We start from the raw sequence: 19,550 nt of genomic DNA, 5'->3' as shown, positions 1-19,550 counted from the left end.
GGTGCGTTGGTGGGGGTTAACGGCGGGTCAGGGCATTGTGGCAGCCCGGTGGCGCTTTGCGAAAATTCGCAAGGTTCATGGCCGCCGGGTGGCGGTCATAGCGGATCAAAAATGGTCGTCTGCCTAGTTTGAACTGACCTGATTTGCGAGTCCGAACACACTGCCGATCAGGCCGAACACGGTCTGCGCGGCTGTCACAGGGCTTTCCGTGACATAGATCAGGTCACCCGACTGAAGCGGGAAGCGACCTGCGCTGAACAGGCCGTCTGCGCTGGTCAGATCTATGGTAAACACCATGCGGCTATCAGAGGGTCCGGTACGACCATCTGCCCGGACGGCACTTTGCGGGTATTCCCGAAGGATCAGGATGCCCTGAGGGTCGGCCCGGCTGTCGGAAACGCCGCCGACAATTGAAAGCGCTTCCAGCGCGGTGACCCGGTCCTTGGTAAAGGGATGGATCGCTTCGGACCCGGCGGCCCCAAGAGACAGGAAGTATCGGTCGTCCTCCTCGACAAAGACCTTGTCGCCGCCGACAAGGGTCGTGTCCAGCGATGGGTTGTCCATCATACGGCCGACGGAGGTCCCGTAGATCCGCCCTCCCCGGTGCAGCCGGATCTGCGGGTTGGACAGCCCTGTGGCCACACCGCCCCCCTGCGCAATCAAACCCATAACGGTGAAGTCCGTATCGGGCAGCGGATAGACCCCGGGGGACCCGACCCCGCCGACAAGACTGACTGTGCTTTGGCGCCCCTCGACCAGATTGACCTGCACCTGCGCCGATGGCGAGACGTCGATATACTTCTCCTCGATCCGGGACCGCGCGTGTTCGGGGCTCATGCCTGCAACGCGCAGCGCGCCGACGAATGGCAGGAAGATTTCTCCGTTCGGGGAAACCCGGATGTCGGGCAGGGAGACCTGCCGCTGTCCTGGCGCATTCAATAGCCCGCCATCCTCGGCGCTCCACACCACGATCTGAAGGGTGTCGCCGGGTGCGATGATCCTGTTCGCGGGCTGCTGGACACGGCCAATCCAGTTGTTGCGTTGTGCACTGCCATCCGGCCAATCCGCAAAGGTCGCCAGGTTTGCCCGCGTTACCGATGCAACGGCATACCCAACCGGCGCTGACTGGTCCGACGATCCGGCGGCGATGATCTCGCTTTGCAGGCCAGCACCGCGCGGCAGCGCCCCGCAAGCGGCCAAGGCGGCGCAAACCGTTGTGACAAACAGCAACCGAACCAAACTGGGCATCTCGCAGACCTTCACACAGCGGACGCCGACCATCTGCTGGCCCGCATTCCGTTTTGTCGCCTCCCCCCGTGGCTGCGACCTCTTCCGTGTTTTCGCAAGTCGGCAGCGGCGTGGCAAGCGTTCCGATCGCCTTGGCGAAGTGCCGCCAGCCGGATGTTACCCCGCCGCGCGGCGTTGGCCGTCCTGCACCATGGGCGACCGGAATAGGGGGCGACCGGCCCGATGTCCGGCCAACGCCACCGCTGCCACCTGTTCTGCGTTGTCGGCGGCGAGGGTTCCGTCAGGGCGTCTAAGGTTGTTTTCAAACCCGACCCGGACATGGCCACCCATGGCAATCGCTTTGCTCGCAACGGCAAGTTCATGTTGCCCGTGACAGGACACCATCCAGTCCCCGCGCCAACCGCGCAGCGCCGATGCAATCCGGCCAAGTTCTTCGGTGCGCCCCGCAAGGAAAGGGGATGCGCGGCCGGTCACGCACAGGATGCTGGACTGTGTTGCGGGTACGATCCCGCCCGCCATCCACCGGTACAGCAACCGAAGATCTTCGGGGCCATAAAGGATATGCTGCACCTCGATCTCTGCCGCCGCGGCAAACTTGTAAAGGCGGGCCGCAATCGCTTCATCACGCGCCATTTCGCGGATGTTGATGCTGGCCGCCTGTGGCACGACCCGTTGCAGGACACGCAGCTGGGCCGTCACCTCGAAGTATCCGGCAGAGTCGGTTGACAGTTGTACGCGAAGATCGGGTGCCAGCGCGTTCACTTCTGCCATGGTTTCAAGGATCAAACCGGCATCGAGCGAATGGTTCCCGTTCGCGTCGCGGACATGAAGGTGAAGGTCCGACGCGCCGACGGCCTGACAATCCGCAGCGGCCCGCGCAATTTCGCCGGGTGTTATCGGAAGGGCCGCGTGGTCCAACTTGGACCGAAGTGCCCCCGTCGGGGCAACCATTATTCGAAGCGGATCGTGCTGAGGCAAACGCACTTCCTCCAACCTGTCACTGTTGAGCGGGCGATTCTTTGTCGCCTTCTGACATGTCTTGAAACACATGTTTCACTTGTTGACAACAGCTGAAACGAGTGACAGCGTCATGCGTATGACAAGACATGAAAAGCCACCGGCAACGATCGAAGAGATCATCGCCACCCATTACAGCGACCTGTCGGAGAAGCTGCGCGAGGCGGCGGATGTCGTCCTGCGTAACCCGGTCGACATTGCCACCCGGTCGCTTCGGTCGATCTCGGCCGGGACCGGGGTGTCGCCCGCGACCCTGTCGCGGCTGGCCCGGGCGCTGGGCTTTGAAAGCTACGAAGACATGCGTGAACTGACCCGTGGCGCGGTTGAACGGCAGATCGGGGGCGCGGGGGAAAAGGCGCAGCGGCTGCGCGCGGACGGCGAAACCAAGGGGACGATCCTTGGACGTCAGGCCGCCGCCTGTATCGCCAATATTACCGAGATGCGGGAACTGAACCCGAAAGACAGGATCGACGCTGCGGTGAACCTTCTGTTGAAGGCGCGCAATGTCGTTCTGTTCGGGGCCTTTGGAGCATCGGGAAGTGTCGAGTACCTTGCCTATCTGGCAAGCTATTTCACCTCGAACTGGATGCTTGCCGGGCGGCGCGGTGAATCCGTGGGGGCTGCGCTGGCCGGGCAGGGGCCCGGTGATGTGCTGTTCCTGATCACCAAGCAGCCCTACGCCCGGCGGGCCGTTGTCGCCGCGGAAATGGCCGCCGACGCGGGCGCAAGTGTGATTGTCATCACCGACGACTACGCCTGCCCGGTTCTGAAGCACGCCACTGTCGGGTTCATCGTCCCATCGGAATCGCCGCAGTTCTTTTCGTCCTACGCGGCGACAATGGTTCTGATTGAATCGATCGTGGCAACGCTGGTTGCGCGATCCCCGGACGATACGCTGGCGCGGATCCGGGACGTGGAAAAGCGTAACCGCCAATTTGGCGAATTCTGGACAGGCTGATGGGCACGGCGGATGCACATCGGTTGTTAACCAAGTTCCGGATAGGCTCCGCCCGTCCGGCAATTCTCATTCCGCCACACTCCTCCACGAAAGGGCCCGGTAATGGCACGGCACAAGGAACCCAGTTTTCGCGAAAGCGTCGACATCATGTTCAACAGGGCGGTTGCCCTGATGGATCTGTCCCCCGGACTTGAAGAAAAGATCCGGGTCTGCAACGCCACCTATACGGTCCGGTTTGGCGTGCGTCTGCGGGGCGGCATCCAGACCTTCACCGGCTACCGGTCGGTCCATTCCGAACACATGGAGCCGGTCAAGGGCGGCATCCGCTATGCCACCAGCGTCAACCAGGACGAGGTCGAGGCGCTGGCCGCGCTGATGACCTACAAATGCGCGCTGGTCGAAGCGCCGTTCGGCGGGTCCAAGGGCGGGTTGTGCATCGACCCCCGCGAATACGAAGAACATGAACTGGAACAGATCACCCGCCGCTTTGCCTATGAACTGGCCAAGCGCGACCTGATCCACCCGTCGCAAAACGTGCCTGCCCCCGACATGGGCACTGGCGAACGGGAAATGGCGTGGATCGCCGACCAATACATGCGGATGAACACAACCGACATCAACGGCCGTGCCTGCGTGACCGGTAAACCGATCAATCAGGGCGGCATTCAGGGCCGGACCGAAGCGACGGGCCGCGGTGTTCAATATGCCCTGCGTGAATTTTTCCGTGACAAGACCGACATCGAAAAGGCCGGGATGTCCGGCAAACTCGACGGCAAACGGGTTGTCGTTCAGGGCCTCGGCAACGTTGGCTATCACGCTGCCAAATTCCTGTCCGAGGAGGACGGCGCGCTGATCACCGGGATCATCGAACGCGACGGTGCGCTGCATGATGAAAGCGGGATCAATGTCGAAGCGGTCCGCGAATGGATGAACAAGCACGGCGGGATCGCAGGTTATCCCGACGCGCGACATCACGAAGACGGGGCTGCGGTTCTTGAATCCGATTGCGACATCCTGATCCCCGCCGCGATGGAAGGGGTGATCAACCTGTCCAACGCCAAACGGATCAAGGCCAAACTGATTATCGAGGCTGCAAACGGCCCGATCACCGCCGGGGCGGACGAGGTGCTTCAGAAGAAGGGCGTCGTGATCATCCCCGACATGTATGCCAACGCGGGCGGTGTGACCGTGTCCTATTTCGAATGGGTCAAGAACCTGTCGCACATCCGGTTCGGCAGGATGCAGCGCCGGTCGGAAGAGGCCCGGGCGCAGCTGATCATCGACGAGCTGGAGCGGCTGAGCGTCGAGAAGGGCATGGGCGCCCTTTCGGAACGGTTCAAGTCGGAATACCTGCGTGGCGCGGGCGAGTTGGAACTGGTCCGGTCCGGTCTGGATGACACGATGCGCACGGCCTATCAGTCGATGCGCGAGGTTTGGCACGGCCGCAGCGATGTGTCGGACCTGCGCACCGCCGCTTACCTTGTGGCGATCGGCCGGGTTGCGGGTAGCTATCGCGCCAAGGGTCTCTGACCCAACAATTCGCGAAGGAAAATCGGGGGCCGCTTCCATCTCGGGGCGGCCCCTTTCCTCTGTCCGGTCCGTGCTCTACTGTGCGCCCAACCAACGGGGAAACACATGCCACCAATCGTAAAGGTCACCGACCTGCGCAAGACCTACGACTCTGGGTTCGAGGCCCTGAAGGGCGTCAATCTCGATATTGAAGAGGGCGAGATCATCGCCCTTCTCGGCCCCAACGGGGCGGGCAAGACGACCCTGATTTCCGCCATCTGCGGGATCACCATGCCGACCTCGGGGCAGGTTCTCGTCGCCGGCCATGATGTCGTGCGGGACTATCGCAAGGCGCGCGACCTGATCGGACTGGTGCCGCAGGAACTCAGCCTCGAAGCCTTTGAAACGGTCAATGCATCGGTGTCCTTTTCGCGCGGGCTGTTCGGTCGGCCCCGCAATCAGGGCTTTGTCGACGACGTGCTGGCGCGGTTGTCCCTGCTGGACAAGAAAGACAGCAAGATCATGGCCCTGTCCGGGGGCATGAAACGGCGCGTCCTGATCGCCAAGGCGCTCGCCCACGAGCCGCGCATCCTGTTCCTCGACGAACCCACAGCCGGGGTCGATGTGGAACTGCGCAAGGATATGTGGGCGGTCGTGGAGCATCTTCGGGCGCAGGGCGTCACCATCATCCTGACCACCCATTACATCGAAGAGGCCGAGGCCATCGCCGACCGCGTGGCCGTGATCAACAAGGGTGAAATCCTCTTGGTCGAAGAAAAGGCCGCGCTGATGGCCCGGATGGGCCGCAAGGAACTGACCATTCAGCTGTCCGACCCTGCCACGGCGATCCCCGACACGCTGTCTGCCTACGATCTGACCCTGTCCAAGGATGGCACGCATCTTGTCTATGCCTACGACACGCGGGCCGAACGGACCGGGATCACAACCCTGTTGTCCGACCTGCAAAAGGCCGGGCTGAACATGGCGGACCTGTCCACGAAACAAAGCAGCCTCGAGGAAATCTTCGTCGGGCTGGTGAAGGAAGACGCATGAACCTCGGTGCAGTTCGGTCCATCTATCTGTTCGAAATGGCGCGGTTCTTCCGCACCTTCCGGCAATCCATCCTGTCGCCTGTGGTGTCCACATCGCTGTATTTCGTGGTCTTCGGGGCCGCCATCGGCAGCCGCATAAACGAGGTTGAAGGCGTGGGATACGGGGCCTTCATCGTGCCGGGGCTGATCATGCTTTCGGTGATGACACAGGCCACGTCCAACGCGTCCTTCGGGATCTATTTCCCGAAGTTCACCGGCTCCATCTACGAAATCCTATCGGCGCCCGTGAATTTCCTCGAGGTGACGGCGGGCTATGTCGGCGCGGCGGCGACAAAGGCGTTGGTGATCGGGGTGGTGATCCTGCTGACCTCGTTCTTCTTTGTGGATGTCTCCATCGCGCACCCCGGCGCAATGCTGGCCTTCCTTGTGCTGACCTGCCTCAGTTTCTCGCTTCTGGGGTTCATCATCGGCATCTGGGCCGGAAATTTTGAACAGTTGAACCTGATCCCGATGCTGATCATCACCCCGCTGGTGTTCCTTGGAGGCAGTTTCTATTCGACCTCCATGCTGCCGCCCTTCTGGCAGACGGTGACCCTGTTCAACCCGGTCCACTACCTGATTTCCGGGTTCCGCTGGTCCTTCTTCGAACAGGCGGATGTGCCCGTCGGCATCAGCCTTGTGGCGATTGCGGGGTTCACGGCACTTTGCCTTGTCGCCATCTGGTGGATTTTCCGCACAGGTTGGCGAATCCGGCAATGACGCCGGGTCGCGCGGCTTGTCGCCCTGTCCGCTCACCCCTACATGAGGACACATGAAACGCTGGATCCCCTTCGTCAAATCCGATCCGACCGTGGCCGTCATCCGGCTTCAGGGGCAAATCGCCAATTCCGGGCGCGGGCTGGACGATGTCACGCTTGGGCCGGTGATCGAGCGGGCCTTTGCGCGGGGCAAGCCGGTTGCCGTGGCGCTTGAAATCAATTCACCGGGCGGGTCGCCGGTTCAATCCTCGCTGATCGCCGCCCGGATCCGCAGGCTGGCTGCGGAAAAGGATGTCCCGGTCTTCGCCTTTGTCGAAGACGTGGCGGCCTCGGGCGGGTATTGGCTCGCTTGCGCGGCGGACCAGATCCTGATCGACGACAGCTCTATCGTCGGGTCCATCGGCGTGATCTCTGCAAACTTTGGCCTGAGCGAATTGATCGGGCGTTATGGCGTGGAACGCCGGGTCCATACGGCGGGGAAATCGAAATCCTTCCTCGATCCGTTTCAGCCGGAAAAGCCCGCTGACGTCAAACGGCTCAAGGGCTGGCTGGAAAGCATCCATACGGCCTTCATCGACCATGTGAAGGCCCGGCGCGGCACGCGTCTGTCGGACGACCCGGCGCTGTTCACCGGCGAAGTCTGGATTGGCCGGGCGGCGGTCGACAACGGGCTGGCCGACGGAATCGGGCATCTTGTCCCTTTCATGAAAGACCGGTTCGGCGACAAGGTCCGGTTCAGGCGTTATGGCCCGAAAAAATCGCTGTTCACGCGGTTCGGGGCACAGTTGACCGACGATATCCTGACCGGCGTCGAAGAACGCGCCGCCTTTGCGCGGTTCGGCCTCTGACATGCTTTTCAAGGTTATCACTTTCTTCCTCATCGGAATGGCTGTCCTCGCCATGTTTGGAAAGCTGCGCTTTCCGGGGCGGGAACGCTTGAGAAACGCGAAATGTTCGAACTGTGGCCGCTTCCGCATTGGGCGCGGCCCCTGTTCCTGTGGAAAGTCCTGACGTGCTGATGGATTGGATATACGTGGGCCTTGGGCTCGTTCTCTTGCTATTGGCTGGGGATTCCCTTGTGCGGGGGGCGGTGAACCTGTCCCTGCGCCTTGGGGTTCCGGCGCTGATCGTGTCGCTGACCATCGTGGCCTTCGGCACCTCTGCGCCCGAACTTCTGATCTCGGTACAGGCCATTCTGGACGGGGTGCCGGGCATTGCGCTGGGCAACGTGGTCGGGTCGAACACCGCCAACGTCCTTCTGGTTCTCGGTTTGCCCGCCTTGCTGGCCGCCATGCACACAAGCGAGTGTGACACCCGCGCGAGTTTCATCCAGATGATTGCGGCTACGGCGCTGTTCATCGCGCTGGCCTTCATGGGCACGTTCAATTGGATCTCTGGGTTGATCCTTCTTGCGGCGCTTGCCGCCATGCTTTGCCATGCGTTCCTGACGGCCAAACGACACCGCAGGGCGTGCAGGCTCGCCGACGAAGAAGATGACCTGGAGGATCTCGAAGGGGCCGACCCTGACATGCCCTGGGCCAAGATATTCATGTTTCTTGTCCTCGGCCTGGTCGGTCTGCCGCTTGGCGCCAGTCTTCTGGTGGATGGGGCGGTGAACATCGCCCGCACCTACGACGTCAGCGAAACCGTCATAGGTCTGACCCTCGTCGCAGTCGGCACATCGCTGCCGGAACTGGCCACCACGGTGATGGCCGCGCTGCGCCGTCAGGCCGACGTGGCGCTGGGCAATGTCATCGGGTCGAACATGTTCAACCTGCTGGGCATCATCGGTGTCGCCAGTCTTGTCGGGCCGATCCCCGTTGATCCGCAATTCCTGCGCTTTGATCTGTGGATCATGGCGGGTGCCTCGCTCATCCTTGTGCCTTTCGTCTTTTTCAAGATGGACATCAAGCGGGGCTGGGGGATTGTCCTGACCGGCCTATATGTCGGCTATATCCTTTCGATCTTGTGAGGGCGGCATGACAAAGAAGGCATTGGTGACCGGCGCGGGAACGCGGCTTGGCCGGGCGATGGCAGTCCGATTGGCGGAAATGGGCCATGACGTGGCCATCCATTATGCCACCTCGGCCGCGGGGGCCGAGGAAACCGCGGCAGAGGTCCGCGCCCTTGGCCGCAATGCGGTGACCCTGCAGGCCGATTTGCTGGACGAGGCGCAGGTGCAGGCGCTGCTCCCTGCGGCCGCCGAGGCTCTGGGCGGTGCGATCACCTGCCTTGTCAACAATGCCTCCATCTTCGAATACGACAATATCCGCACAGCGACCCGCGACAGCTGGGACCGGCATATCGAATCCAATCTGCGCGCGCCCTTTGTCCTGACGCAGGCGCTTGCGAAACAGGCCCCCGATCCGGCCGAGGACGCGCGCGGTGAACCTGTCGCGCAGGCAGTGGTGATCAACATGATCGACCAGCGGGTGCGCAAGCTGACCCCGGAATTTTCCAGCTATACCATCGCGAAGATGGGGCTTTGGGCGCTGACCCAGACCGCCGCGCAGGGGCTTGCCCCCAAGGTGCGCGTCAACGCGATTGGCCCGGGACCGACGCTACAGGGTCACCGCCAGTCTGACAGTCATTTCGACCGCCAGCGCAAAAGCACCATTCTGCACCGTGGATCGAACCCCGAAGACATCGTGACAGCGCTTACATTTCTGGTGGAATCCCCGGCGGTTACAGGGCAGCTGATCTGCGTCGACGGGGGGCAGCACCTTGGCTGGCAAACTCCGGATATCCTTGGGGTAGAGTGACGCTGCGACAAGTTGTGCACCGTCAAAAGGCCCAGTAACAGAAATGTAATAAAAGCCCAAAGTTTTCAGTGGGTTGTGGAAATGCCCGTTTTTAATATAGCAAATTCAATGCCTTATGAAAATGCCTAAAAATTAAGCAACCCGAGGAACCGCGCGAGAAACAAGGGAAAATCCGGCTGAACCTGAATTTGCCCACGAAGTTATCCACAGAAACTGTGTATGCCTTTTCTCTTGTCCCGCCCTTGCTATCATGGCAGCCCGACCCGAGAATCACGGACCTGCAAGAATGACCGAAACGGAAACGGACCAAGACGGGGCAGAGATGCGCGGATACGCCCGTATTCAGTCCTATCTGAAGACGCTCGACAGCTCTCCGGGGGTCTACCGGATGCTCGATAGCGAAAGCCGGGTTCTTTATGTCGGCAAGGCCCGCAACCTGAAGGCGCGGGTGTCGAATTATTCCCGGCCCGGCCCGCATTCGCCGCGGATCGCGCGGATGATCTCCGAAACCGCGTCGATGATGTTCCTGACCACGCGGACCGAGACCGAGGCGCTGCTGCTTGAACAGAACCTGATCAAGCAGCTCAAACCGCGCTACAACGTGCTGCTGCGCGACGACAAATCCTTTCCCAATATCCTGATCAGCCGGGAGCACGCCTTTCCCCAGATCAAGAAGCACCGGGGCGCGAAAAAGGAGAAGGGTGACTACTACGGTCCTTTCGCCAGCGCGGGCGCGGTGAACCGGACATTGAACCAGCTTCAGAAGGTATTCCTTCTGCGCAACTGTTCCGACAGTCAGTTCGAGACCCGCACCCGGCCCTGCCTGCTGTTCCAGATCAAGCGGTGTTCGGCGCCCTGTGTCGGCTACATCAGTGCCGCGGACTACGCCCAGTCGGTCAGCGATGCCGCACAATTCCTGTCCGGCCGCACCACGAAGATACAGGAAACACTCGCCGCCCAGATGGCCGAGGCGTCCGAGGCGATGGAGTTCGAGCGTGCCGCCGCCCTGCGCGACCGCATCCGCGCCCTGACACAGGTGCAATCGTCGCAAGGCATCAACCCCCGCTCGACGGCAGAGGCGGACGTGATCGCGCTGCATGTCGAAAACGGACAGGCCTGTGTGCAGGTCTTTTTCATTCGGGCGAACCAGAACTGGGGCAACCACGATTTCTATCCCCGCATCAGCGGGGATGAGGATATGGCCGAGGTGATGGAGGCCTTTGTCGGCCAGTTCTACCAGACCCGCGAACCGCCGCGCATGTTGCTTCTGTCCCACGGGCTGGACAACGAAGACCTGATGGCCGACGCGCTGGCCGAAAAGGCGGGCCGCAAGGTGGAAATTCTGGTGCCGCAGCGGGGCGAAAAGGCCGAGCTGGTCTCGGGTGCGCAGCGCAATGCCCGCGAAAGCCTTGGCCGCCGCATGGCCGAGGGGGCGGCACAGTCGAAACTCCTGCGGGGGTTGGCAGAGGCGTTCGATCTGGATGCCCCGCCCCGCCGGATCGAGGTCTACGACAACTCGCACATTCAGGGCACCAATGCCGTCGGCGCGATGATCGTCGCAGGCCCGGACGGGTTCGAGAAGGGCCAGTATCGCAAGTTCAACATCAAGGGCGACAGCATCACCCCCGGCGACGATTTCGGGATGATGAAAGAGGTGCTGACCCGCCGGTTCCAGCGCCTGTTGAAAGAAGATCCGGACCGGACAGGCGGCACATGGCCTGACCTTCTGCTGATCGACGGGGGCGCGGGGCAGGTCAGCGCCGTTCAGGAAATCATGGACGAACTAGGGGTCGAGGATGTGCCGATGGTCGGCGTCGCCAAAGGCGTGGACCGCGACCACGGCAAGGAGGAATTCCACCGCCCCGGTGAACGGCCCTTTGCGCTGCAACGCAATGACCCGGTCCTCTATTTCGTGCAGCGAATGCGAGACGAGGCGCACCGCTTTGCCATCGGCACCCATCGCGCCAAACGGGCCAAGGCAGTGGGCGCGACCCCGTTGGATGACGTGCCGGGCGTTGGGGCCACCCGCAAACGCGCGTTGCTTCAGCATTTTGGCAGCGCCAAGGCGGTCAGTCGGGCCAACCTGTCCGACCTGAAAGCGGTCGAGGGGATTTCCGACAGCATGGCCGAAACCATCTACAACTTCTTCCACGAGGGGGGGTAGGCGGATCAGAACCCGCCGTGTTCGCGGAAATGCGCCTCTTCCTCGGGGGTGCTTTCGCGGCCCAGCACGGCGTTGCGGTGCGGGTATCGGCCAAAGCGCGCGATGATGTCGCGATGCGCGACGGCGTATTTGTAGCTTTCCGCGTTCCCAAGCGCGTCAAAGACCTTCAGCGAGAGGTCGTGGTCGGCAAGGTCTTCGGAATGCATGAGCGGCATGTAGATGAAGACCCGCCTGTCTTCCGGAAGCTGCATGTCGATCCCGTTTTCGATGGCATGCTTGGTCAGCGCCCGGGCCTGCGCGTCTTCCGCAAAGGCGCGGGGATCGTCGCGGAACATGTTGCGCGAAAACTGGTCCAGAACGAGGATCGCCGCCAGAATCCCGTCGGCAGAACCGCGGAACCTGTCAGTGCCGTTTGCGGCCAGATCCTCATAAAGCGCCAGAAACCTGTCGCGGATCGTGGCATCGAAATCCGGGTCTTTGGTGAAATGTTGTTTCGGCGTGCTTTCCTCGAACCAGAATCGAAGAACCTCGGCGGTCTGAATGGCGGTATCGGTCATGTCGTCCCCCTTTTATTTCGCACCATGGTCTGCGCCCTGCCGCCTCGGGTCAATCTGCGGGTTTGCGCCCCTTCCTGTGCGTCAGGCAACCTAGGCTGTGGAACAGGTCTCAAATACCGGATATGCAACTGGCATGATGTGGACGATCCCAAATATTCTGACGCTTCTGCGTCTGCTGGCCGCGCCCGGTGTGGCGATCATGTTCCTGTATTTCGCCCGGCCTTGGGCGGATTGGTTCGCGTTGGTCCTGTTCGTCGTGGCGGCCGTGACCGACTTCGTCGACGGCTATATTGCCCGCGCCTGGAAACAGGAAAGCAAGGTCGGCGCCATGCTGGACCCAATCGCTGACAAGGCGATGGTGGTAATTGCCCTTCTGGTCATTACCGGGTTTTCGGGGATGAATCCCTGGATCCTGCTGCCCGCGACGCTGATCATGTTCCGCGAGGTCTTTGTGTCGGGCTTGCGGGAATACCTTGGCGATACGGCGGGACTTCTGAAGGTCACAAAGCTGGCAAAGTGGAAAACCACTGCGCAGATGGTCGCCATCGCTGTCCTGTTTTCGACCGGCGCGTTCGAGACCTATTTCGCCATGGAAACCGAAGGGATGGACAACACAACGATCAACGCCATTCTTCTGGGTGAACTGCCGGACGAGTTGGGCCTTCTTTGGAAGTATCAGGGCGCATTTTTTTCGAGGTGGATCGGGGTTGGCCTGTTGTGGGTCGCCGGATTTCTGACCGTCGTCACAGGGTTTGACTACCTGCGCAAGGCGATGCCCTACCTGAGGTGATCCGATGATCGACGTTCTTTATTTCGCATGGGTCCGGGAACGGATCGGGGTGCCGCGGGAACAGGTGGACACAACCGCCGCGACCGTGGTCGATCTGGTGGAAGAGCTGAAAGCCCGCGAACCCCGCTACGAGGCGGCCTTTGCCGATTTGCGGGCGCTGCGCGTGGCGCTGGATCAGGAACTCTCGGACTTCGATGCCAGTCTGGCCGGCGTGCGCGAGGTCGCGTTCTTTCCGCCGATGACGGGGGGCTGATGGAAATCCGGGTTCAGGAAGACCGGTTTGACCCGGGGGCGGAACTGAACGCGTTTTCCGCGACGGTGTCCGGGGCAGGCGCCGTGGTCAGCTTTACCGGCGTCGTGCGTGACGTGGACGGCGGGTTGGTCGCGATGGAGATCGAACACTACCCCGGTATGACCACCAAGGCGATTGCCGGGATCGCGGACGAGGCGGCGCGTCGCTGGTCTCTGGCCGACGTGCTGGTGATCCACCGCTACGGCCATCTGGCACCCGGTGAGAACATCATGATGGTCGCCACCGCATCGCGTCACCGGGCCGATGCCTTTGCCGCGGCTGAATACCTTATGGATTACCTAAAATCCCGCGCGCCCTTCTGGAAAAAGGAAGTGACCCGCGATGGCGCAGACTGGGTCGCCGCCCGCGATGAAGACGAAGACGCGCTGACCCGCTGGTAGCTCAGCGGGCCATTTCGCGGCAGGGGGCATGCCTGTGGCATCCAATCAGGTGGTCGTTCACCAGCCCACAGGCCTGCATCCACGCATAGACGATGGTCGGACCACAGAACCGAAACCCGGCCTTCTTCAGATCCTTCGACATCTTTTCCGACAAAGGCGTGAATGCGGGAACCTCGGACAGGTTGGCCCAGCGGTTCTGGATCGGCGCACCGTCGACATAGCGCCAACAAAATTCTGAAAAGTCTGGAATCTCCAGATAGGCCCGCGCGTTGGTAATCGTCGCCTCGATCTTCCCCCGGTGGCGGATGATGCCGGAGTCTTGCACCAGTCGGGTCACCTCTGCCTCGCCCCATCCGGCGATAACCTCTGGCCTGAACCCGTCAAAGGCCGCACGGAAATTATCGCGCTTCTTGAGGATCGTGATCCAGCTCAGGCCCGCCTGAAACCCATCCAGGATCAGCTTTTCCCAAAGGGCGCGGGCGTCATATTCCGGCACGCCCCATTCCGTGTCGTGGTAGTCGACATAGATCTGTTCCGGGCCGGCCCAGCCACATCTTTCATGCATTTTCTGTCCTCCTCGGCTCCCTTGGAAATCTCTATCCAATTCTATGAAAAACGGGAACCTTTACCCACCCTTAGGTATGGTGGCGCGATTGTGTCGGCGAAACGCATTTTGCAAGGACAGGACCATGCCCGTTCAGCCGATAGAGGCCCCCCGGGATCCGCTGGAATTCGCGGTTGCCGCCCGTGATGGCGATGTCATGTCCATGGTTCGCCGGGCACTGGATACGCACAATGCGCAGCTTGCGTTTCAGCCTGTCGTTGCCGCGCAGAACACCAACCAAATCGCATTCTACGAAGGGTTGATCCGCCTCAAGGATGAACGCGGCAGGGTGATCCCGGCCTATCAGTTCATGGGCGACATTGAAGAAACTGAACTGGGACGAGAGATTGACTGCGCGTCTTTGATGCTGGGCCTGGAAATGTTGAGGGTCAATCCGGCGCTTCGGCTGTCCATCAACATGTCGGCGCGGTCGATGGCAGACGGGAAATGGCGGCGGATACTGGACCGCGGATTGCAGAAGAACCCCGCTGTTGCAGGACGGCTGATCCTCGAAATCTCGGAAGAATCGGCGATGCTCCTGCACGAGGTCCTCGTACGGTTTATGGCCGAAATGCAGCCGCTGGGGGTTGCCTTTGCGCTTGATGATTTCGGGGCGGGGCTGATCTCTTTCCGGCACTTGAAGGACTTTTTCTTCGATCTTGTGAAGGTGGATCGCTGTTTCATCCGTGACATTCACAAGTCCCCTGACAATCAGGTCATGGCAGAGGCCCTGATCTCGGTCGCGCAACAGTTTGAGATGTTCGTTGTGGCCGAAGGGGTTGAAAGCGCAGAAGAAGTCGCCCTGCTTCAGGAACTGGGGATCGACTGCATGCAGGGGTATTATTTCGGAGTTCCCAAGTTCACGCTCTAGCGGTTGGCCCACCGTTTCGCCGCGCCATTCCGTCGCTGCAGTCCCGATATGCACGAAAACATTGCCGCAGTGCGGCATTTCCCCCTATAAGTGCGACAAACGCGGGTTGGAGCCCGCCTTGTTGTTGGGCTCTGTCTCGTTGATCGGTTGCACCGGATTAGGAGAGGAGTCCTTCATGACCAACGTCGTTATCGCATCTGCCGCACGAACTGCCGTGGGCAGCTTTGGCGGGTCTTTCGCCAACACCCCGGCCCACGATCTGGGCGCCGCCGTTCTTGAGGCAGTCGTCGAACGCGCCGGGATCGACAAATCCGAGGTGAGCGAAACGATCCTTGGTCAGGTCCTGACCGCCGCGCAGGGGCAAAACCCCGCCCGTCAGGCCCACGTGAACGCCGGTCTGCCCATCGAATCCGCCGCCTGGTCGATCAACCAGGTTTGCGGATCCGGCCTACGGGCCGTCGCGCTGGGTGCACAGCACATCATGCTGGGCGATGCCAGCATCGTCGCCGCCGGCGGGCAGGAAAACATGACCCTGTCGCCCCACGCCGCGCATCTGCGCGCCGGGCACAAGATGGGCGACATGAAATACATCGACACGATGATCAAGGACGGTCTGTGGGACGCCTTCAACGGCTATCATATGGGCCAGACCGCCGAAAACGTCGCCGAACGCTGGCAGATTTCGCGCGACATGCAGGACGAATTCGCCGTCGCCTCGCAGAACAAGGCCGAAGCCGCCCAGAAAGCCGGTAAATTCGCCGACGAGATCGCGGCCTTCACCGTCAAGACCCGCAAGGGCGACATCGTGGTGGATCAGGACGAATACATCCGTCACGGCGCCACCATTGACGCCATGCAGAAACTGCGCCCCGCCTTCACCAAGGACGGGTCGGTGACTGCTGCCAACGCATCCGGCCTGAACGACGGCGCCGCCGCGACCCTGCTGATGACCGCCGACGAGGCCGAAAAGCGCGGGATCGAGCCGCTCGCCCGCATCGCCAGCTACGCCACCGCCGGTCTGGACCCGGCGATCATGGGTGTCGGCCCGGTCAACGCCTCGCGCAAGGCGCTGGAAAAGGCCGGCTGGTCCGTGGACGATCTTGATCTTGTCGAAGCCAACGAAGCCTTCGCCGCGCAGGCCTGTGCCGTGAACAAGGAAATGGGCTGGGATCCGGCCATCGTAAACGTGAACGGCGGCGCAATCGCCATCGGCCACCCCATCGGGGCCTCGGGCTGCCGGGTGCTGAACACGCTTCTGTTCGAAATGAAACGCCGTGACGCCAAGAAAGGGATCGCAACCCTTTGCATCGGCGGCGGCATGGGTGTGGCGCTCTGCGTCGAACGCCCCTGACCCTGACCGGGCGGGGCCACGGTCCCGCCCATTTTGCGGCAGCGCAGCGCAATAATGTTGCGCCCGTGAAAAAATCCCCGTAACAACATTACCGACAGAAATTCTATCAGGAGTATTCCCATGTCCCGCGTTGCGCTTGTCACCGGTGGTTCCCGCGGTATCGGTGCCGCCATTTCCAAGGCCCTCAAGGCCGAAGGCTACAACGTCGCCGCCACCTATGCCGGCAATGACGAGGCCGCTGCCCAGTTTACTGCCGAAACCGGCATCAAGACCTACAAGTGGAACGTGGCGGACTATGATGACTCCAAGGCCGGGATCGAACAGGTCGAGGCCGACCTTGGCCCGATCGAAGTTGTCGTCGCCAACGCGGGCATCACCCGCGATGCGCCGTTCCACAAGATGACCCCGGAACAATGGCATCAGGTGATCGACACTAACTTGACCGGCGTCTTCAACACCGTCCACCCCGTCTGGCCGGGCATGCGCGAGCGCAAGTTTGGCCGCGTCATCGTGATCTCGTCGATCAACGGCCAGAAAGGCCAGTTCGCACAGGTAAACTATGCCGCGACCAAGGCAGGCGATCTGGGCATCGTGAAATCCCTTGCGCAGGAAGGCGCGCGCGCAGGCATCACCGCCAACGCCATCTGCCCGGGCTACATCGCCACCGAAATGGTCATGGCGGTGCCGGAAAAGGTACGGGAATCGATTATCGGCCAAATCCCTGCCGGGCGTCTCGGCGAGCCCGAGGAAATCGCCCGCTGCGTGGTCTTCCTTGCCTCCGACGATGCCGGGTTCATCAACGGTTCCACCATCTCGGCCAACGGCGCGCAGTTCTTCGTCTAGAGCTCCGCTGTCTACGGTTGCAAGACACGAAGCGCCACCTCAGGGTGGCGTTTCCCGTTTCAGGCCAACGAACACACAGGATTCTGCCCCGATGCCAGTCCTTGGAACGACAGATCAGGCTGACAAGATCGACCTTGCCGCCCAAATGCAACGGGTCCGCAACGCGGGCGGTCCGGGCCCCTGGGGCCAGCTGGTTCAAATACTTCGGGCCCGGATCGGCATACGCGGGTTCAACCTTGTTGACTATTACATCAACGATTTCTGGGCCCACGGCCGCGACCGCAGTTTTCGGCGGGAATATCTGTCGAACGGGTACAAGACCCGCTACAACCACGCCCTGATCGAACCGAAGTCTGCGGATCAGACCGCCCTGATTGAAGACAAGCTGGCGACCGAGGCCCTGTTCCGGCAAAGCGGGCTGCCCGTGGTGGAAACCCGCGCCGTGATCGGCCCGGTTCCGGATGGGATGGACCTGCAAGCGCTTACCAGTGTCGAGGAGGTCGCCGACTTCCTTCTCGATCCCCGTAACCTGCCCCTATTCGCCAAGCCACGTACCGACAGTTTTGCGCGCGGCGCGGCCTCTATCCTGTCCGCGGACCCGAAAACCGGGGAACTGACGCTGGGTGACGGGACGACCTGTCAGGCCGCGGTGCTCGCGGGTGAAATGCAACAAACGGCCGGCGGTTACCTGCTGCAAACCCTTTATCGCTGCGAGGCGGGATTGCAGAAACACGCGGGCATCGCCACCCCTGCGCCGCGCATCTGCACGATCCGCACCAGTGTGGGCGTCCGTCCCTTCTATGCGGTTGTGCGCCTGCCAGCGGCGACCGCGATGCATGACGGCGGGTCAAAAGAGGAACGGGCCTGGGCCAAGATTGACACTGATACCGGGGAGGTGGGGCATCTCTACAAGCTGCTTGACCCGGTTGCGCCGACACGGACCCACTGGTGCGACCCCGACAGAGCCTTGACCGGGACCTGCCTGCCCCATTGGTCCGAGGCGGTGGCCGCCTGCGTCGCCGGGCACGACCTGTTTCCCGCGCATGGTATCCTTGGCTGGGATGTCTTCCTGACCGAAACCGGGGCCGTCCTGAACGAGGTGAATGCAAACCCGGCCCCGATCTACCAACTGGCCGCCCGCCGGGGCCTGCGGAACCCCGAGATGGAAGCAACCTATCAGGATGCCCTGAAACTCGCACGGGGGCGGGCACGTGGCACGGCATGACCTATCTTACGGCGGCTGAAACGGCCGGGAAATTCGACGCATTGAAAGAGGCGCAATTGGTGATCGCCAACGGCGGCCCATCCGTTTGGGGTCAATTGCGGCAATTGCTGCGCATGGCTTTACCACCCAAGAAATTCGAAGCACGGGACTACTACAAATACGCCCTGTATCGTCACGCGCGAAATGCGCAGGTCCTTGGCGAATACCTGTCGACCCCGCGCACACTCGCCTTCAATCTCAGCCTGCATCGCGACCCTGACGACAGCTGCCGGAAACTGGTGAATGACAAACTGGCGACCGAGCTATTCCTGAGGGAGAAGGGGATACCCACGACGCGAACCTTGGCTCTGTTTTCATTGACGGACCGCCCTGACGGGGTCCTTCACCTCGGCGACCGCCAAGCCTTGCGCAGCTACCTCTCGGACCCGGAAAACTATCCCCTGTTCTGCAAACCTCGCGAATCCTCGCATTCGATCGGCGCAGCGCGGCTGGATGGAATCGAGCCCGCGACCGGCAAGGTGACATTCGGCACAGGCGTGGTCGGAGATCTGGACACCTTGGTCGACGAGATCGTCGGCACATGGGGCGCGGGCTATCTGTTTCAAGAGGTCGCCCGGAACCATCCAGTGATTCAGCGTGTGGTCGGCAACCCCACTGCAACTTTCCGCGTGGTGACGGTCCAGTCCGAAGGCGGCCCCCGTCATTTCTATTCCGCGCATAAACTTCCGTCGCCAACAGCGATGTTCGATGCAATCTCGAAAAACAAGCGGGCCATCGGCTCCCTCGACCCCGCGACCGGCCGTTTCAATGTTGTCCGACACCTGCCCGCCAAGGGAAGCGCCCCGCTGACCCACTGGCGGGACATCCCGGAACCCTTGTCGGAAATTGCTTTCCCCTTCGTGCAGGAGGGGATCGACCTTGCCATTCAGGCGCATGCCCTGCTGCCACGGCTTGGGATCATCGGTGCCGATGTCTATCTGACCGAGGATGGGCCAATCCTGAACGAACTGAATGGGAACCCGGATCACATCGTTTACCAGACCGTAAATGATCGTGGCATCCTGAACCCGGACATGACCCCCCTCATAGAAGAAACGCGCCGCTATATGCAGGCGCGTTTCGGGAATTCATAGAACCGGGCAGCGCCC

Annotated in this window: 20 protein-coding genes; 16 read left to right on the top strand and 4 right to left on the bottom strand. The window is 61.6% G+C overall.

What is annotated here, in order from left to right; genetic code table 11:
- Window positions 1-123: 123 nt before the first annotated feature.
- Entirely contained in the window at window positions 124-1,248 is a 1,125-nt protein-coding gene (locus tag U3648_RS13535; protein ID WP_420859763.1) for a polysaccharide biosynthesis/export family protein, read from the bottom strand.
- Window positions 1,249-1,404: 156 nt separating this feature from the next.
- Entirely contained in the window at window positions 1,405-2,199 is a 795-nt protein-coding gene (locus U3648_RS13530) for a beta-keto acid cleavage family enzyme (RefSeq protein ID WP_420859762.1), read from the bottom strand.
- Between the two features lie 145 nt (window positions 2,200-2,344).
- Between U3648_RS13530 and U3648_RS13525 the strand changes: the two genes are divergently transcribed.
- The 8 genes from U3648_RS13525 (at window position 2,345) to uvrC (ending at window position 11,468) form a co-directional block, all read left to right on the top strand.
- A complete protein-coding gene (locus tag U3648_RS13525; RefSeq protein WP_420859761.1) occupies window positions 2,345-3,223 on the top strand; it encodes a MurR/RpiR family transcriptional regulator in 879 nt (292 codons plus the stop codon).
- A gap of 102 nt (window positions 3,224-3,325) precedes the next feature.
- A complete protein-coding gene (locus tag U3648_RS13520) occupies window positions 3,326-4,753 on the top strand; it encodes a Glu/Leu/Phe/Val family dehydrogenase (RefSeq protein WP_420859760.1) in 1,428 nt (475 codons plus the stop codon).
- Between the two features lie 105 nt (window positions 4,754-4,858).
- Complete coding sequence (locus U3648_RS13515; protein ID WP_420859759.1) at window positions 4,859-5,785, top strand: ABC transporter ATP-binding protein; 927 nt, start codon at window positions 4,859-4,861, stop codon at window positions 5,783-5,785.
- The gene (locus U3648_RS13510; protein ID WP_420859758.1) at window positions 5,782-6,543 is read left to right on the top strand and encodes an ABC transporter permease; all 762 of its coding nucleotides are present in this window, start codon (window positions 5,782-5,784) and stop codon (window positions 6,541-6,543) included. Before U3648_RS13515 ends, U3648_RS13510 begins: the two co-directional genes overlap by 4 nt.
- A 52-nt stretch (window positions 6,544-6,595) precedes the next feature.
- On the top strand, window positions 6,596-7,390 hold the full coding sequence (locus tag U3648_RS13505; protein WP_420859757.1) for a S49 family peptidase: 795 nt from the start codon (window positions 6,596-6,598) through the stop codon (window positions 7,388-7,390).
- A 167-nt stretch (window positions 7,391-7,557) separates the two neighbouring features.
- Window positions 7,558-8,514, top strand: a complete 957-nt coding sequence (locus U3648_RS13500; RefSeq protein ID WP_420859771.1) for a calcium/sodium antiporter — start codon at window positions 7,558-7,560, stop codon at window positions 8,512-8,514.
- Between the two features lie 7 nt (window positions 8,515-8,521).
- Window positions 8,522-9,304: an SDR family oxidoreductase gene (locus U3648_RS13495; RefSeq protein WP_420859756.1), complete on the top strand. Its 783-nt coding sequence runs from the start codon at window positions 8,522-8,524 to the stop codon at window positions 9,302-9,304.
- Between the two features lie 286 nt (window positions 9,305-9,590).
- Entirely contained in the window at window positions 9,591-11,468 is a 1,878-nt protein-coding gene (gene uvrC, locus U3648_RS13490) for an excinuclease ABC subunit UvrC (RefSeq protein ID WP_420859755.1), read from the top strand.
- A 5-nt stretch (window positions 11,469-11,473) separates the two neighbouring features.
- On the opposite strand, the gene U3648_RS13485 is transcribed toward uvrC, so the two are convergent.
- Window positions 11,474-12,025 (bottom strand): DUF924 family protein, encoded by a 552-nt coding sequence (locus U3648_RS13485; RefSeq protein WP_420859754.1) that lies wholly within the window; start codon window positions 12,023-12,025, stop codon window positions 11,474-11,476.
- Window positions 12,026-12,158: 133 nt separating this feature from the next.
- Here U3648_RS13485 and pgsA point away from each other — a divergent pair, with 133 nt between their 5' ends.
- From pgsA to U3648_RS13470, 3 genes are read left to right on the top strand one after another with little or no spacing between them, the layout of a single operon-like run.
- On the top strand, window positions 12,159-12,815 hold the full coding sequence (gene pgsA / locus U3648_RS13480; protein ID WP_420859753.1) for a CDP-diacylglycerol--glycerol-3-phosphate 3-phosphatidyltransferase: 657 nt from the start codon (window positions 12,159-12,161) through the stop codon (window positions 12,813-12,815).
- A gap of 4 nt (window positions 12,816-12,819) precedes the next feature.
- Window positions 12,820-13,068: a molybdopterin converting factor subunit 1 gene (gene moaD, locus U3648_RS13475; protein WP_420859752.1), complete on the top strand. Its 249-nt coding sequence runs from the start codon at window positions 12,820-12,822 to the stop codon at window positions 13,066-13,068.
- The gene (locus U3648_RS13470; RefSeq protein WP_420859751.1) at window positions 13,068-13,508 is read left to right on the top strand and encodes a molybdenum cofactor biosynthesis protein MoaE; all 441 of its coding nucleotides are present in this window, start codon (window positions 13,068-13,070) and stop codon (window positions 13,506-13,508) included. Before moaD ends, U3648_RS13470 begins: the two co-directional genes overlap by 1 nt.
- A 1-nt stretch (window position 13,509) precedes the next feature.
- On the opposite strand, the gene U3648_RS13465 is transcribed toward U3648_RS13470, so the two are convergent.
- Entirely contained in the window at window positions 13,510-14,073 is a 564-nt protein-coding gene (locus U3648_RS13465; protein WP_420859750.1) for a DNA-3-methyladenine glycosylase I, read from the bottom strand.
- A 124-nt stretch (window positions 14,074-14,197) separates the two neighbouring features.
- Here U3648_RS13465 and U3648_RS13460 point away from each other — a divergent pair, with 124 nt between their 5' ends.
- From U3648_RS13460 to U3648_RS13440, 5 genes are all read left to right on the top strand, one after another.
- Window positions 14,198-14,983: an EAL domain-containing protein gene (locus U3648_RS13460; protein ID WP_420859749.1), complete on the top strand. Its 786-nt coding sequence runs from the start codon at window positions 14,198-14,200 to the stop codon at window positions 14,981-14,983.
- A gap of 175 nt (window positions 14,984-15,158) precedes the next feature.
- The gene (locus tag U3648_RS13455) at window positions 15,159-16,334 is read left to right on the top strand and encodes an acetyl-CoA C-acetyltransferase (protein WP_420859748.1); all 1,176 of its coding nucleotides are present in this window, start codon (window positions 15,159-15,161) and stop codon (window positions 16,332-16,334) included.
- Between the two features lie 120 nt (window positions 16,335-16,454).
- On the top strand, window positions 16,455-17,177 hold the full coding sequence (phbB, locus tag U3648_RS13450) for an acetoacetyl-CoA reductase (protein WP_420859747.1): 723 nt from the start codon (window positions 16,455-16,457) through the stop codon (window positions 17,175-17,177).
- A 91-nt stretch (window positions 17,178-17,268) separates the two neighbouring features.
- The gene (locus tag U3648_RS13445; protein WP_420859746.1) at window positions 17,269-18,402 is read left to right on the top strand and encodes a sugar-transfer associated ATP-grasp domain-containing protein; all 1,134 of its coding nucleotides are present in this window, start codon (window positions 17,269-17,271) and stop codon (window positions 18,400-18,402) included.
- The gene (locus tag U3648_RS13440) at window positions 18,399-19,535 is read left to right on the top strand and encodes a sugar-transfer associated ATP-grasp domain-containing protein (RefSeq protein WP_420859745.1); all 1,137 of its coding nucleotides are present in this window, start codon (window positions 18,399-18,401) and stop codon (window positions 19,533-19,535) included. The genes U3648_RS13445 and U3648_RS13440 overlap by 4 nt, the downstream gene beginning before the upstream one ends.
- The last annotated feature ends 15 nt before the right edge of the window (window positions 19,536-19,550 follow it).

Origin of the sequence: Marivivens marinus, assembly GCF_035969385.1 — a bacterium.
In the GTDB taxonomy this organism is placed as follows: Bacteria; Pseudomonadota; Alphaproteobacteria; order Rhodobacterales; family Rhodobacteraceae; genus SELP01.
Note: the sequence above shows the minus strand (reverse complement) of the source record. Positions and strands in the feature narration are given on the sequence as shown.